Raw genomic sequence first — 15,653 nt, 5'->3', positions numbered from 1 at the left:
CATACCCGCACTTTTCACCAGATCGCGTTTTAAACCAAATTTTCGAGGGAAACTGCTCATTTGATAGTCTGGGATCCAGCATGTATTGGATTTCAGGTGATGGACGACCCCAGCCTGCCGCTATCAGGAACAGTTAGTCGGTGAAGCATCGCGATAGGCTGCTACGACCGCTTCCATGCCCTGCTGCAATGCCTCGATACGTGATCCATGGGCAGGGTGAGTTGAGAGGAATTCAGGGGGCTGATCACCACCGGCGGCGGCCATGTTGCACCATAGCGCCACGCTCTGTTGCGGGTCAAACCCCGCCCGCGCCATGATTTCCAACCCCATTAGATCGGCCTCCTCTCCATGGGCGCGGCTGAACGGCAGGCGGATACCGAGTTGGGAGCCAAGGCCCAGGGCCTGCATCGACTGTTGCTGACCAAGATCCCCCTCTCCTAATTAACCTACCAGCAGCAATCCGGCTTTAATGCCCAGCTGCTGGGTAAGCCGCTCATTGCCATGGTCAGCCAGCACATGCGCCACCTCGTGACCGATCACGGTTGCGAGCTGGGCCGGGGTTTCGGCCACCCGCAGCAATCCGGTATGCACGCCGATGCGTCCACCCGGCAGGGCAAAGGCATTGGGTGAAGGATTCTCGAAGACCACGACCTCCTAGGACTTCAGTAATTCGAGGTGCGAGTAGATTGCTTTGGCGGCAGCCACTACCTCCCGAGCTACACACTTTACTTGGCGATTAACATTCGTGTCATGTGACTCCGTTTGGCGACGAAGCAACTGGTCGAAGGCATCCTCGCCCATGTGCCATTAAGCTTTCAGGCACCAAGACCAGCTGGGGAACGCCCAGTTGGCGTCTTTTCACAGCCCGCCAGAAACACAAAAAACAGTATGACCCACAACAGTGGCAGCAAGTGTCAGACGCATCGCTCCTCTCCTTCATCAGGACACATGCCGCAGGCTATTCGGTGCTTCGGTTAACTCATTGCCTTCAAGCGAGATACTATTCCAAGCTTTTGAAAATTGGATTGAATGGTACGCTCAGTCGGCTGGCAAAGGCGGACATTTACCAAAAGATAAAACCGTAACCCAACACAGACGCCGCTGGAGGCTTTATCTTGAGAAGCCACTCGGAAAAATGTATGTTCGTGACCTTAGCCGCCGAGATGCTGTCGAAGCTCTCCAGAAAGTTGCAGCAGAGAGGGAATGTAAAACCTGTCCCCTCCGGCCGGAGGCAAGATGGGCGCTCAGAGTCAAGGTATAATTGGGTATGCTTAGAATGATGATTGAAGTGGCTTAATAGATGTGACGGAGCTCATGTTAATACAAATACTGGCTATGCCGTTCCAGAAACAGCTTGTTAAGAACGCCACAGGCATGATGGCCACAGGGATCAAGGCGGCCAAACTTAAAGAGATCCTAATATCTATGTCGCCACTTGAGTAGCAGCGTCGCATTGTCAAAAAAGTCGAAAAACTCATGGCCTTCTGCGAACAGCTCAGAACCAGCCTCCGCGAAGCCCGCAAAATCCGCACCCATCTTGCCGAAACGGTCGTCGAGCAGGCTGTTCACTGAGTCCAATCTGCCGGCAGAACCGGGGTGATTCAGACGCCGTTATCACCAACGCCAAGGAAATCGAGGCATGACCGACTTTCAGAAGCAATACGCCAAATGGGACGAATTTCTGGCCGCCTGGCCCCGCGAGCGCCTGGCGACCATGACGCTGGACGAATACACCCAGGCGGGGTCGACGGACACCTTTACCTACTGGATCGAGGCCGGCCTCGAAGAACTGGGTAGCATCTGGGGTGGTTCGGCATTCAAGTTCGGCGTGTACTCGAGAAAGGCCAACGATGAAAAATCATCGGGTGCCAAGCTCAGCTACTCCGAGACCCATGGGTGGTATTCCTCGCTCGGTGAGTCAGCCGAAGAGGCCTTCGAGAAGGTTCGCAGCTACGTGGCACAGGTGGCGGAACTTGCTGCCCGAGGCAACGTGGCGAGCATCGAGGCCTTCGAGTATCTGGGCGAAGCCTTCAAGTGGAAGATCGCGTTTCACTACCAGGATCGGCAGGCGCCGGTGATCGTGGGTGTCTTCAAGCGGGCGCCGTTGGCCATGTATGTTGGCAGTACCGCGAAGGACCCCATGGGCAGCCTGCAACAGGCAACCCTTGCCCAGAAACCGCCCGGTTTGGGGGTCCTGGAATTCGGTAAGCAGGTCTGGGAGGCATGGAGTCAGAAGAATCTGGCAATCTGGAAGCTCTCCCATGGGGGAACGGACTTCTCCGACGACGAGCGGCAACGATATATGCATAATCGCTTAGCCGTGATTTACGGCAACACGGCAAAAAAGCAAGGCGAGAACTTCATAAATGCCCCTGTCGGAACCCTTTTCTTCTTAGGCCATGGCAACAGCCCACAACTGGTGGGCCTGTTTGTCTCCAAAGCCAAGCCTTCCTCTAAAGGCGATGGCTGGGTACAACGAGAATACCGCGTGCTAAAGACCGCAACACGAAAGGACCGCTACAAGGATAATTCTAAGGGTTGGTCGCCGCAAGGCAACTCCACTTTCTGGAGAGTCGGCGAAAACGATCTTCCACTGTTCGAGAACACCCTGCTGAATCCCTACTTCGACACCGATTTGGGCGAACTGGCAACATTGGCCGGCGAGCTGCTGGAAACGAAAAGTTTGGATGGAAAGGGTGTGGCCGAACCAATCTCAGAGCCAGAGTCGCCAACGGTGAACAAGCCCATGGCCGCCTGCATCAACCGCATCTACTACGGGCCGCCGGGCACGGGAAAGACCAAGGCCGTGCTCGACCTACTCCGCACCGAATACACCGATGAACCTCAGCACATCAACGCCGAGGAACGGAAGCGACAAGCCATCGCCCAGCGCATGGCGACGGCACGGTGGTGGGAGGCGGCCGCCGCCGCGCTGTATGACATGGGCGGAGAGGCCAAGGTGCCCCAACTGGCTGAGCACCCGTTCATCGAGGCAATCGCCCAGGCCAAAGGACGGACGACGGGAATCAAGCAGACGTTGTGGGGCATGCTGCAGCGTCACACCATCACGGATTCTGAAACCGTGAACATCACGTTGAGACTCGCCCCGGCCATCTTCGACAAGGGAGAGAATTCGGTCTGGGGGTTTGCCGGCGAATGGCAGGAAGTCTGCTCGGACCTGGCAGAGTGGGTGGACTCGATCAACAAAGGCGAAACCGGCCGCCCCGAGCGCAAGCGCTATCGCTTCGTGACCTTCCACCAGTCCTACGGTTACGAGGAGTTCATCGAGGGGCTCCGTCCCGTACTGGCTTTGGATGACGAAACCGAGGTTGGCGGCATCGCCTACGAACTTCGGGCTGGTGTGCTCAAGGAGATGTGCCTGGAGGCCCGGCAATCACCGGACAAGCGGTTCGCGCTGGTGATCGACGAGATCAACCGGGGCAACATCAGCAAGATTTTTGGCGAGTTGATCACGCTGATCGAACAGGACAAGCGCGATCCCATGGGCGCGAGTTCATCGCCAACACCGGTCAGGCTGGCGTATTCCGGAGAACCTTTCCTGGTACCGGCCAACGTGGACATTATCGGCACGATGAACACGGCGGATCGCTCATTGGCCCTGCTGGATACTGCGCTGCGTCGTCGCTTCGAGTTCGAACCCCTGATGCCGGACACCCGTGCCGAGAAGGCCCCAGATGAACCCGACAGCGCTCCGCTGGCTGGTTTAACCGTTACCTCCTCCGGCGTTTTGATTGATGTGCGGCGTATGTTGGAACGCATCAACGACCGGATCGAGGCCCTTTACGATCGAGACCATACCATCGGCCACGCCTACTTGACCCAGCTTCGTGGTATGACCGACGAAGGGGAACAGTTCGCCGCCCTGGCACGAATTTTTCGCAAACGTATCTTGCCGCTGCTCGAGGAGTATTTCTTCGAGGACTGGCAGAAGATCCGCCTAGTGCTGGCCGACAACCAGAAAACCGACCCGGCGACCCAGTTCATTGCCGAGAAGGAGGACCATGAGCAGGATCTGGCATCACTGTTCGGCGGTGAGGATGACTTCGACTTCTACGCCGCCAAACGGCGCTACGAGATTCGGGAAACCGCCTTTGACAATCCCCGATCCTATCTCGGAATCTACGAGTCTCCGTCTCCCTGATGGTCGGTCGTCCGATACGCAGCATTACCTGTTTCGAGTATGACATCCTCGTCCGGGATGAGCCCGGGCAGTCCGTCGGTGGCAATCTGTGTGCTATGCCTTCCGCGGTTTTCGATTGGCTTGAAGCTGAGGCGCTGCGCCTGACCGATCCGTCGCGAGGCACACCCAACCGCTGGGTGCGTCTGACGCAACGGCGAGGACGCCGCGGGGTGCAGATGACGAGTTTCGTCGGCGTGATACAGGCACCGAACGGCTTTCAGATCGAGGTACTGCCAAAGGTGGGCAAGGCCATCGGGGGAGGCATCGTGGAGGCGCGTAGCCTGCTGATCGACATGCTGCGCTGCCTGGGCCCATTCCGCCACTTACAGACCGCCAGCGCCCGCCTCAAAGCAACACGCATGCCGCTGCTCGAGGTGTTCATCGCGGAGTTTCTGCAGAGCGTCGACCAGGTGGTCAAACGAGGACTGCACGGCGGATACGAGGTTCACGAGGGCAATTTATTCGCCCTACGGGGGAAGTTGCAGATGGCGCAGCATCTGCGCGAGAACCTGGTCCGCCGGGATCGCTTCTTCACCAAGTACGACGAGTTCACCTCCAACCGCCCCGAGAACCGTCTACTCCACGCGGCGCTGAGGGTGGTTCTCTCAGCCTCCGCCTCGCATGCAAATCAGCGTCTCGCCCGTGAGTTTTGCTTCGTGTTCGCGGAGGTGCCTGTTTCCGACGTTCCCGCCCGAGACTTTCAGCAGGTTCGACTTGATCGCGGCATGACGCAATATGCCGGCGCGTTGGCATGGGCACGGCTGATACTGGAAAACTCCTCGCCCCTGACAGGGATGGGCAACCACCACGCGCCATCGTTGATGTTCCCGATGGAAGTCGTGTTCGAGGCCTACGTAGCCAAGCACCTTGCCCGCCAGTTGGCCCCTTCATTCACCTTGAAAACCCAGACACGGGTCTTTTCGCTGGTGAAGCACATTGGGCAGAACTGGTTCCGCTTAAAACCCGATCTGCTGATCACCGAGGGGAAGAAGAAACGGGTGGTATTGGACACAAAGTGGAAATTGATCGACGCCGCAAAGGGGAACGGTACGGACAAGTACGGTCTCGACCAGGGTGACTTCTACCAGTTATACGCCTACGGCCAGGGCTATCTCGACGGCGAAGGCGATGTAGTGCTGATCTATCCCCGCACAGATACGCTGGAATACGCGCTCTCCGTGTTCGACTTTCCGAAGTCTAAGGGGCTGCGACTGTGGGTGCTGCCGTTCTGCCTCAGGACCCGGCGGTTGTCGGTTCCTGAAAACGCCCCTTTTGCGGATGTGCTCGTGGGCAAGAGATTGCCCGCAAGCACGCAGTTCGAGACCTCTGCTTCGACTAAAAATGTCAACGCCGAATGAAATGTGCTCCTTCTGGGGATCAAATCGCCGCCATAAAACTGCCCCTCTCGAGCTCATTATCGGTTGGGCTGTTGGTTCATCAAGCCCAGTTAGTAGTCTTTGAAGGGCTTGTATCGGGGCTTCCGGTTTTCGCGTCATCGCCCTTCTGCCGAGCCAATTTCGCCAGTGTCGGCACCTCGCGCCGCTTTAGCATGCGATGCAGACTCAAGCGTAACAAGCGGGAATCCAGCGAAAACTCTCTAGTACGACCAAAGCCCCCTGATGAAACAGGCTCACAAAGTCTAAGACCGTAAGCGTACCTGAGCATAGGTCTTCAACCAACTCTTGGATTCCTATGAGCACGAAGAGAGCCTTTACTCTTCAGGCCAAAGGTACAATGCTGGCTTCAGTTCTTCGTCTCGCCAGTCATCGCTCCAAAGGCTATTGCGATAAGTAAGACCGCCAAGCAGAGTTAGGCTGAGATCGCTATCGATTTGCTGGCCGGGCTTCCATACGGCGCTCGTAGTGGCGTTGGCCTCCAAGTAAGGACCACCTGTACCGTAGAGGATCAGTTCCAGCCGCGGTTCGAGGGCAAAGCTTGCATTTAGGCTGGAATTCAGCATCAAGGAGGGTAGCTCAGGGCCTTGATGTTGAGAATGACGCGGCTGGGGTTGCCACTTGCCGTTTTGAAGCTGTAAGGCACCAGCACTATCGTAGTGTAGTTGAATCGGTTCGCTAATACTGAGACGCCCACTGGTAGACAGCAATGCATTGAGACGAGCATTCACGGTAAACATGATGGGTAGCCAGCCCACCATGCGGTAGAATGGCCCTTGCTGGCGTAACCAGATTGTTTCGTCTCTCTGGAGCTTCTCTTCGAAGCTTGGTGTGATTTCGGTACCCTGGCACATGCGACCTTCCAACTTGGCCTCTTTCAAACGACCGCCTTCAAACGTCATCTGTCGTTTCAAGGCGAAAGTGGCTTGTAAGCGAATTGCGGCGCTGGCTTGCGGTGTAAAGTAAAGAGTTTTCTCGTGCTCGAAGGAGGTGTCTTCGGGTGGGCATGGTTCCCAGCTTCGATCCTGAAAAGTGGTCAGCAGCCATCGACCTGTCGCTGAGGGCGCTTTACCCAGCAAGCTCTCTACTGGAAAATCATCCTCTTCTGAGGTGACGCGCTCCACGACGATGATTGTTAACGTGCCGTCTTCCACCACATCTCCCAGCTCGGCGGACTCTATCGATAGCCTCAAGGTGCCATCTTCGTCTGTATCGGTCGCTGCAACGTGCGCGAGCAGACCTGAGTCCACCAGCTGCCCTTCGGCCTGCCCTAGCGGATGAAGTGGCGCGTCGGTAGCGGCAACCAGCCGCCAGCCGACTGCTAAGGGCTCGAGAAAACTTGGCGGCGACTTGATGACCAGTTCGAAGGCATCGTCGCCCAATGAGTCGATGTTGTCGACTGTATCGAACAGCTTGGCCGAATCATGGCTATCAAGAGCGAGTACTCGGGACTGAGGGGTTAAGTTACCGTCGATGAATGTCTCCCTGGCCAGGCCAGAGCTAGCCAGTCCAACCATCACCGGCACTGTCAGAAAGCGCATGATGAAACGGAAGGTAGACATGATGAGGGCTCGGTTGTGGAGTGGATTCATCTAAGTGTAGCTAGTGGTACCGTGCTTGGTATTCTTTTCTCCCGCTTGGTAAGCGCTCCAGTAACCGTATCTGTTGCGTACTGACTCAGGTCGGTAGAATGACTATCCAGCGCCAGAACTAAAGCACCGTCTTTAGCAGCCAATGCTCATTGGCATACTCTAGCTCAACGCGATCAAGATCATTACAAAAGGAAGGACAGTCCAATACCATCCTGTGATTTTCAGTGGAAGCCAACTCAATGGTGTGGGTCAGAATGTGGGTTAAAATCATAAAGACATAAAAAAGCCGCTGAAATCAGCGGCTTAATCGTAATACTTGGCGGAGGGACAGGGATTCGAACCCTGGAAAGGCTATTCACCTTTGCCGGTTTTCAAGACCGGTGCATTCAACCGCTCTGCCATCCCTCCGGCTTACGGGTGCATAGACTACCAGCTTTTCCTTGGAAGTCAACGTCTTTAGTACAATCTTAGCCCGACCCGGGTGATTTTTCCGCCCTGCATATCGCTGACGACCCAGTGAATGCCGTGCCAATCCACATCGTCGCCAACCACTGGATGGCCGCCAACGCGTAGCGATACAAAGTCGGCCAGGGTCATGTCTTTCTCACCTGGGCTTAGGGTCAGCCCGTAGGCCTGCGCAATATCCTGCATGTGCGCACTACCATCAAGCGTAAAGGTACCGAAGAAGGCGCGTTCTTGCTTTAGCTTAGAGTCTCCGTTGAACAGGCGGTTGAGGGCGTTTAGGTCTTCCGAACGGCCTATCACGCATATCACATCGCCTAATTTTAGCCGTGTGCTGCCTTTAGGATGCAGCATGGCATGTTCACGGAATAACGCTGAGATAAGTGCGCCAGAGGGAAAGCGCAGCAAACGAATAGGCACGTCGTCCAGGTCTTTATTTTCAACCGGGTAAACAAACATCTCGTAGTCGTTTTCCGGCAATATCCCCAGCGGACCTCGCCTGTCCGGTGTAGTGCCCGTTGGCACCTCGACTTTTAACCATCGAGCTATTAATGAGAGTGAGCCACCCTGGATCAGCAGCGACATTAATACCACCGCAAAGGCAATGTTAAAGTACAGTGACGCGTTCTCTACCCCGCCAATCAGAGGGAAAATCGCCAGTACAATAGGCACCGCACCGCGCAGCCCTACCCAAGCAATAAACCATGTTTCCCGCCAACGAAATTTAAAAAACGGCTTGATGGTGATCAGAACCGCCAGGGGGCGGGCAATAAAAATCAGCGCCAATGCCACTAATCCCGCTGGGAGGGCGACTTCCCAGAGCTCGCTTGGGGTGACGAGCAGCCCCAATACCAGGAAGAGCCCGATTTGGCTCAACCACGCCAAGCCATCGTGGACGGGTAAAATAAAATTGAGGTGGCGCCCCGGCTGGTTGCCAATCATCAGACCTGCCAAGTAGATTGCCAAAAAACCACTACCGCCTATAACGCTGGTAAGCCCGAACACGCTAAAGCCCAAGGCAAGCGCCAACATGGCGTAGAGGCCTGGTGCTAAATCAAGCCAGCGCAGCAGCTTGGCACTGAGCCAGCCGCCACCAATACCCACTACCAGCCCAATGCCGAATTGGCTAATAAAAAACATTAGTGTTTCGACGGGGCCGCCGATATCACCAACTAAAATATCGACCAGCATCAAGGTCAGGAAAATCGCCATCGGGTCGTTGGTACCCGACTCAATTTCCAGCGTGGCCCCTACCCGCTCATTGAGGTTTACTCCTCGCCCACTGAGCATCGAAAATACTGCCGCGGCATCGGTGGAGCCAACAATGGCGCCTACCAGCAACCCTTCCACCAAGGTTAAATCGAACACCAGCATCGCGATGCCGCCGACAATGGCGCTGGTGATAAACACCCCAAAGGTAGCAAGCGAAAGCGCCGGCCTGAAGCCGACGCGAAAGGTTTTGAGGCGTGTGCGAAGACCACCATCAAGCAGGATCATCGCCAGGGCGAGATGGCCGATCGTGAAAGCCATAAAGTAGTCATCGAACTCGAGACCCAGCAGCCCTTCTTCGCCGGCCACCATGCCCAATCCCAGGAAGATAAGAAGAAGCGGCACGCCCATCATGGCGGACAAGCGGCTCCCCAGAATACTGAGCGCCATTAATGAGCCGCCGATCAAAAAAAACGTATAGATTGCGTCCATGACTCTCCATCTCTTCCTAAAGCATGTCTATTATCGCATGTCAGCGTTGAATTTACTGCGGCTTATGGCTCGACAAGACGCAATTGAAGGCTGGTCAGATGCTTAGCGCGGCAGATACACTTTGGTTTCTGTTACTGGGAGTTATTGACGATGCTGACCTGTGTATGTCGCGCTTGGTATTTTTCACTGCTTTTAAAGGCCGTTTTATTACTCGTAAGTTCAATGACATACGCAAATGAGCCACAAGTTGACAATGATCCTAGTGAAGATAATCGCGAACTGAACAGTAGTGTATTGGTGCCTCCCATGTGGTGGACAGTCGAAGCCGAGGCCGAGGAGGCGCATCAGGGAGCCCCTACCGCCGCCGCCACGCCACCGCCACCGCTTGAGCCACCGCCGCTCAAACAAATCCGCATCATGCTGGATTGGTTTTTAAGCCCGCAGCATGCAGGCCTTGTTATTGCGCAACAACGCGGCTTATTTACGGCGCAGGGCATGGAGGTGGAGCTCCAAACCCCGGCGGACCCTGCCATAGCGCTTAAATTATTGGTCGCCGGTGAGATTGATTTCGCGTTAAGCCGCCAGCCTGCCCTGCATCTTTATGCGCACGATGGTGCGCCCATCGTGCGTATCGCGACGCTGATTGAAACACCGCTTACAGCGGTGGTCGTGGCAGGCGAGCTTGAAGAGCCTCTCAAGGAAAAGCTGGCGCCGCTGCGCTATGGCTATTCAAGCCTCGAAGGCCGCGACTTGTTCATACCGCACTTAATTCCTGACGCCCTGACACAGTCGGGCAACGTTGCGCCACCGGTTAACCTCCACTTTGACACTCGACGCGCTTTCGTTGAGGAGCAAGTGGATGCAGTCGTCGATGCACCTTTTCACTCATTGCCTGCACAGTTAGCCAGTGAAGGGATCAATACGCAGGTTATTCGCCACGAGGCGCTCGACATCCCCCGCTATGACGGCCTTGTGTTATTGGCCAACCGTGATGGGGCCATGCGGCGTGCAGACACATGGTCTCACGTCGTAATGGCTATTGAAGACGCGCATCACTGGATGCTGGAAAACCCCGACGCCGCATGGGAATTACTGATTAGCGCCGAACCGGTGCTCGACAACGCCATCAATGAGTCGAGCTGGCAAGACTTGCTCAGGCGTATAGCGTTGTCGCCTGGCGCGGTGGACAGCCGTCGTTATCAAGCATTTGAGCAGTATCTACAAAAGCAAGGCGTTAGCGATGAGTTGCTTCCGGTATCACGTTTAGCCATCGACCCACATGCCCAGTAGAAAGGCCGTTGTGTGATATTGACACGTACCTCAATGAATATTGAAAGTGATATTTTTAGGCAGCTACCGTGCGCACCTGGGGTGTATCTTTTCTATGGGCATAACCGGCTGCCGCTTTACGTCGGTAAAAGTATCCGGCTGCGTGATCGCGTGCGCGATCATTTTCAGCGTGCCCACCACCATCACAAGACCATGCGAATGGTCGAGCAGATACAGCATATAGAGTGGGAAGAAACAGCGGGTGACCTGGGCGCTCAACTACGTGAAGCACAGCTGGTAAAGTCATTGCTGCCGATTATGAACCGTCAATTGCGCAAGCAACGCAACCTGACCACCTGGCATTGGCCTGAGGAAGCGATAAAGCCACAACTGCTCAGCGGCACAGCGCTTAATCAACCGGTAACGGGCGCGTTCTACGGCCTCTACCGTAATGCCTCCGCCGCAAAAAAAGCGTTGCGAACGCTGGCCGAAACACACCGGCTTTGTCCGCGAGTGCTTGGTCTGGAAGCAGGTAAAGGCCGTTGCTTTGGCAGTCAGATAGGTAAGTGCCTTGGCGCCTGTTTCGGTAATGAAACGATGGGCGCTCATACACAACGCGCGCAGTCAGCCCTGCAGCCGCTTCAGGTCAACACCTGGCCATGGCCGGGACGAATTGTCATCAGGGAATCCCCTCCGGCACATAAGGCAGTGGCTTGGCACGTGGTGAACCAGTGGTGCTACCTGGGAAGTGTAGGGTCCCTTGCGGAAGCCAAAGAACTGGGCAGCAGCGATGTCAGTTTCGATATCGACAGCTATCGCATCCTTCAGCGCTTTTTACGCCACCCTGATCAATATGGCGTATCCATTATGCCGCTATAAGCGAAGCTCAGGGTGTTTGTGCTGTCAAAAACGCGTCGACTGACTGCTGAAAGGCGGCGGGTTGATCGGCATGTAACCAGTGCCCGGCTTGCTTTAGCGTCACGACCCGCGCGGTGGGGAGTATCTCACGCAGCGCTGGCAGCATGGCGTCGGTCACGTAGGGCGACTCATCGCCGCGCAGCACCAGCGTTGGCCCATTATAAGCAGCGTCCCCCGATGGCAATCCGATAATCCTTTCGTAGTCTTGGCGGATATGATCCAAGCCGACGCGCAGCGTGAGCCCGCCTTGCTCTGCGCGCACCAGATTGGTGGCAAGAAAGAGCCGGGTTGGACGAGAATCGACGTGTTCAGCGAGTAAATCATCAGCTTCTCGCCGATTAGCAGGCTGCCCTTCTCTAACGCGCTCTAACGCAGCAAAGACATCATCATGGCCGTGCTGGTAGGCCACTGGAGCAATGTCAGCTACCACCAGCGAAGCGACACGCTCAGGATGTTGGCGCGCTAAGCTAATGGCCACCTTACCGCCCATTGAGTGCCCCAGTAGATGTACGCGAGCAAGCGATAGCTTATCCATTACATCAACTACGTCAGCGCTCATCTGCGCGTAACTCATACCTGCCGCATGGGGCGAGCGACCATGATTGCGCAAGTCGACCGCAATCACTCGACGCGAGGTCTGCCACGTCTTGAGATGCGAGCGCCAGTTGTCGGCACTCCCCAGAAGCCCATGAATCACCACCAGGGGAATGGCATCGGGGTGCTCATCCGATGGCTGGTCCAGATAATGCAAATCTACTGGCGTGGCATCAGTCATCTAAGCTCCTTATCAGTTGAAGGGAAATCAGGCTGTACGCGGTGCGAGATCTGCCTGGTCGGTCCAGACCACCAAGCGGCGCGTCAACCATGATAGCAACAGGCCATAAAGTGGCAGGAAAAATAGCAGGCTGATGGCAAGCTTAATGGCGTAATCGACAGCGGCAATTTCAACCCAATGGGTAGCCATGAAGGTGTCTGGGCTTTGGTAAAACGCGACTGAGAAAAATGCAAAAGTATCGGCCAAGTTGCCCAGTACGGTAGAAAACACCGGGGCGACCCACCAAACCCACTGCCGCAAACGATCAAACACCTGCACATCTAACAACTGGCCAATAACGTAAGCCAAAAAGCTCGCCAGCGCGATACGGGCGACAAACAGGTTCCAGTCACTCAACGCTTCTATACCCGCGAAACGTCCTTGGGGAAAGACCACCGATACCACATACGAGACGATCAGCGCAGGGAGCATCACGCGCAGTACAATAGCGCGAGCCGGCTCTTTGCCAAACAGTCGGACGGTCAAGTCGGTGGCCAAAAAAATGAATGGAAAGCTGAAAGCACCCCAGGTGGTATGGAAGCCGAACAGGGTAAACGGAAGCTGAACGAGGTAGTTACTGGCGGCGATAATACCAATGTGGAACGCCACCATCACGGCGAGGCAACGGCGGTGCTGAGCGTCGCTTAAAACAAACATACGGCGGGCCTTTTTTGTGTTGACGAGGGGTTAGGGAACCCTCAACGCATTGCGCACCTAGGTGCAGTGAGAGGCGCATTATACGCCTTCTCAACCGCAATAAAAGTCATGGGCAATCGGGTTAGACAAGTGGAGGCGTCTTATTCGCACTACCGACCTGATGGTCACGCATGGCGCGATATACATCATCCACGCTGGTGGGGTCATCAATCGTGGAGGGGATGCCCACCTCCTGACCATCGGCCAGGTTGCGCAACAGTTTACGCAGAATTTTCCCCGAGCGTGTTTTGGGCAGACGGTCCACGACGATAACGTGTTTAAAACAGGCAATCGGGCCAATTTGCTCCCGAACACGGGCAATTAAAGCGGCCTCCAAGGCCGCTTCACCTTCTATATAGCCATCTTTGGGAATCACAAAGCCGACGGGCAATTGCCCCTTTAGGTCATCATGGATCCCGATCACCGCGCACTCTGCAACTGCCGGGTGGCCGCCAACGACTTCTTCCATCTCGCCGGTGGAAAGCCGGTGCCCTGCGACGTTAATGACATCATCGGTGCGCCCCATGATGAACAGATAGCCTTGCTCATCAAAAAAACCGCCGTCGCCGGTTAAGTAATAGCCCGGAAACGCAGCCATGTAGGCAGAGTGAAAGCGCTTTGGGTCACCCCAAACACCCGTTAAGCAGCCCGGTGGCATCGGTTGCTTGATGACCACACTACCCTGCTCCATGGGCGCGGCCTGCTGACCATCCCGGTTCAGTACTTGGACATTAAAACCGGGCACGGGCACGGTGGCTGATCCAGCCTTGGTGGGCATGGCTTCGATACCTGGCAGATTAGCGGCAATGGGCCAACCGGTTTCAGTTTGCCACCAATGGTCGATGACCGGGACGTCGAGCAGGTCATTCAGCCAATGATAGGTCGGTGGATCAAGCCGCTCACCTGCCACATAAAGATGCTTGAGACTACTGATGTCGTACTTTGCCAGCCAATGAGCGTCTGGGTCTTCTTTTTTAATCGCACGAAAGGCAGTCGGTGCACTAAAGAAGCTGGTGACGCTATATTTTTCGATAAGCCGCCAAAAACTCCCTGCATCGGGTGTTTTAACCGGTTTGCCCTCATACAGCACTGTCGAACATCCATGCAGCAGTGGGCCGTAAACAATATAGGAATGCCCTACGACCCAGCCAACATCCGATGCGGTAAAGAACACATCGCCAGGCGCCAAGGCATAGATAGCCTCCATGGAATAAGCCAGTGCAACGGCGTAGCCGGCAGTATCCCGCACAATGCCCTTAGGTTTTCCCGTCGTGCCTGAGGTGTACAGCACGTAAAGCGGGTCAGTCCCTTTTACCGGCACACAGTCAGCGGGGGTGGCTTGGCTGACGAGCGTTTCCCAATCGTAATCCCGCTCATTAAACTCAACCTCGCACTCAGGGCGGACTTTAATAATGCAGGCATCCGGCTGATGCGGGCTTAATGCAAGTGCTTGATCAATGATTGGCTTATAAGCCACGACGTTGCCTGCCTCGATACCGCAGGATGCCGCGACGACCACCTTGGGCGCAGCGTCTTCAATACGCGCTGCCAGCTCATGGGGTGCAAAGCCGCCAAACACGACAGAGTGAATCGCACCCAGTCGGGCACAGGCGTACATGGCGACCACGGCTTCCGGAATCATCGGCATATAAATGACAACACGGTCGCCTTTCTCGACCCCTAACTGCTTAAGCACGCCTGCAAAGGTGGCCACCCGCTCCAGTAGCTGGCGATAAGTAATGGTTTGCTGAGCCTGGGTCACTGGAGAGTCCCAGAAGATAGCAGTTTGTTCGCCACGGCCTTGCTCGACATGGTAATCCAGTGCCGCGTAGCAAAGATTCATTTCACCGTCGGAAAACCAGCGTGCATGCTGCTGTTCGTCGTAGCTCAAAATGGTCGCAGGCGGTGTGAACCATGGGATTCGCTTAGCCTGTTCAGCCCAGAAGTGCTCGGGCTGCTCGATAGATTGCTGATAAATCTGCTGGTAGCGACGCATGGGGTACCTATCTTTATTGTGATTAGATGAGGCTTGTAGAATTGTTGACACTTTATGCGCTAAAACGTCGTTTTACCCTACAACTATGGGCTACACCCCCGTGGCAATTCAGCCGAGGCTGATTCTACTGTCGCTAAAAATGCATTTATTACCATTGATTAACCGTTAAACAACGACTTGGACAAATCCCGCTAAATTACTGATCATTAAATAATCAGATCCTACACGCGGCGATGCCTTCAACAACCAATAACAAAGCTACCTTGATAGGTAGGCCAGGAGATATCCATGTCGGCTTCCACAAGTGCTGCACGCCTGCTTGAACACAATGGCCACGCCATTGAGGCGGGAACCAACTTATTAAAAGCCCTAGCCAATGAAAAAAGGTTGCAAATATTGTGCTTGCTTGCCAGGAAGGAACTGTCGGTAACGCAAATCAACCAGCAGCTGGCATTAAGCCAGTCGGCGCTTTCACAACACTTGGCGATTTTGCGACGTGACCATTTAGTGGAGACCCGGCGGGAATCACAAACGATTTATTATTCTCTTAGCAGTGCGAGCGCCAAGGCCATTATTACGACCTTGGCGGACCATTTTGCGGGATAATGAC

Annotated in this window: 10 protein-coding genes, 1 tRNA gene and 2 pseudogenes; 5 read left to right on the top strand and 8 right to left on the bottom strand. The window is 55.2% G+C overall.

From position 1 onward, the window contains the following. Positions 1 to 123: 123 nt before the first annotated feature. A pseudogene (locus GA0071314_RS19975) lies at positions 124 to 911 on the bottom strand (M48 family metallopeptidase). 728 nt (positions 912 to 1,639) lie between these two features. On the opposite strand from GA0071314_RS19975, the gene GA0071314_RS09055 reads away from it, so the two are divergent. After that, positions 1,640 to 4,162 carry an McrB family protein gene (locus tag GA0071314_RS09055; RefSeq protein WP_074396334.1) on the top strand — a complete coding sequence of 841 codons (2,523 nt, stop codon included), beginning with the start codon at positions 1,640 to 1,642 and terminating at the stop codon, positions 4,160 to 4,162. Continuing rightward, positions 4,162 to 5,559 carry an McrC family protein gene (locus GA0071314_RS09050; protein ID WP_074396333.1) on the top strand — a complete coding sequence of 466 codons (1,398 nt, stop codon included), beginning with the start codon at positions 4,162 to 4,164 and terminating at the stop codon, positions 5,557 to 5,559. Before GA0071314_RS09055 ends, GA0071314_RS09050 begins: the two co-directional genes overlap by 1 nt. A 92-nt stretch (positions 5,560 to 5,651) precedes the next feature. Here the strand turns inward: GA0071314_RS09050 and GA0071314_RS19755 are convergent. From GA0071314_RS19755 to GA0071314_RS09035, 4 genes and pseudogenes are all read right to left on the bottom strand, one after another. Further along, positions 5,652 to 5,800 (bottom strand): annotated as a pseudogene (locus tag GA0071314_RS19755) (IS481 family transposase); the annotation flags it as partial. Positions 5,801 to 5,912: 112 nt separating this feature from the next. Then, entirely contained in the window at positions 5,913 to 7,157 is a 1,245-nt protein-coding gene (locus GA0071314_RS09045) for a hypothetical protein (RefSeq protein WP_074396332.1), read from the bottom strand. A gap of 347 nt (positions 7,158 to 7,504) precedes the next feature. Next, positions 7,505 to 7,595: transfer RNA gene (locus tag GA0071314_RS09040), tRNA-Ser, on the bottom strand. 48 nt (positions 7,596 to 7,643) lie between these two features. Beyond that, the gene (locus GA0071314_RS09035) at positions 7,644 to 9,350 is read right to left on the bottom strand and encodes a potassium/proton antiporter (RefSeq protein WP_074396331.1); all 1,707 of its coding nucleotides are present in this window, start codon (positions 9,348 to 9,350) and stop codon (positions 7,644 to 7,646) included. A 306-nt stretch (positions 9,351 to 9,656) separates the two neighbouring features. Here GA0071314_RS09035 and GA0071314_RS09030 point away from each other — a divergent pair, with 306 nt between their 5' ends. Together GA0071314_RS09030 and GA0071314_RS09025 are read left to right on the top strand one after the other, a co-directional pair. After that, positions 9,657 to 10,640, top strand: coding sequence for an ABC transporter substrate-binding protein (locus GA0071314_RS09030; protein WP_231896535.1), 984 nt, complete (start codon positions 9,657 to 9,659; stop codon positions 10,638 to 10,640). Between the two features lie 33 nt (positions 10,641 to 10,673). Then, a complete protein-coding gene (locus tag GA0071314_RS09025) occupies positions 10,674 to 11,498 on the top strand; it encodes a GIY-YIG nuclease family protein (RefSeq protein WP_074396329.1) in 825 nt (274 codons plus the stop codon). A gap of 7 nt (positions 11,499 to 11,505) precedes the next feature. Here GA0071314_RS09025 and GA0071314_RS09020 read toward each other — a convergent pair whose 3' ends face one another. The 3 genes from GA0071314_RS09020 to GA0071314_RS09010 form a co-directional block, all read right to left on the bottom strand. After that, the gene (locus tag GA0071314_RS09020) at positions 11,506 to 12,312 is read right to left on the bottom strand and encodes an alpha/beta fold hydrolase (RefSeq protein WP_074396328.1); all 807 of its coding nucleotides are present in this window, start codon (positions 12,310 to 12,312) and stop codon (positions 11,506 to 11,508) included. Between the two features lie 27 nt (positions 12,313 to 12,339). Continuing rightward, on the bottom strand, positions 12,340 to 13,008 hold the full coding sequence (locus GA0071314_RS09015) for a 7-cyano-7-deazaguanine/7-aminomethyl-7-deazaguanine transporter (RefSeq protein WP_074396327.1): 669 nt from the start codon (positions 13,006 to 13,008) through the stop codon (positions 12,340 to 12,342). A 121-nt stretch (positions 13,009 to 13,129) separates the two neighbouring features. After that, positions 13,130 to 15,043: a propionyl-CoA synthetase gene (locus GA0071314_RS09010; protein WP_231896534.1), complete on the bottom strand. Its 1,914-nt coding sequence runs from the start codon at positions 15,041 to 15,043 to the stop codon at positions 13,130 to 13,132. Between the two features lie 288 nt (positions 15,044 to 15,331). On the opposite strand from GA0071314_RS09010, the gene GA0071314_RS09005 reads away from it, so the two are divergent. Then, positions 15,332 to 15,649 (top strand): ArsR/SmtB family transcription factor, encoded by a 318-nt coding sequence (locus GA0071314_RS09005; protein WP_074396325.1) that lies wholly within the window; start codon positions 15,332 to 15,334, stop codon positions 15,647 to 15,649. Positions 15,650 to 15,653: the final 4 nt, after the last annotated feature.

It is taken from the genome of Halomonas sp. HL-93, from assembly GCF_900086985.1.
Taxonomy (GTDB): Bacteria; Pseudomonadota; Gammaproteobacteria; order Pseudomonadales; family Halomonadaceae; genus Vreelandella.
This window is presented reverse-complemented; position numbering and strand designations above follow the sequence as displayed.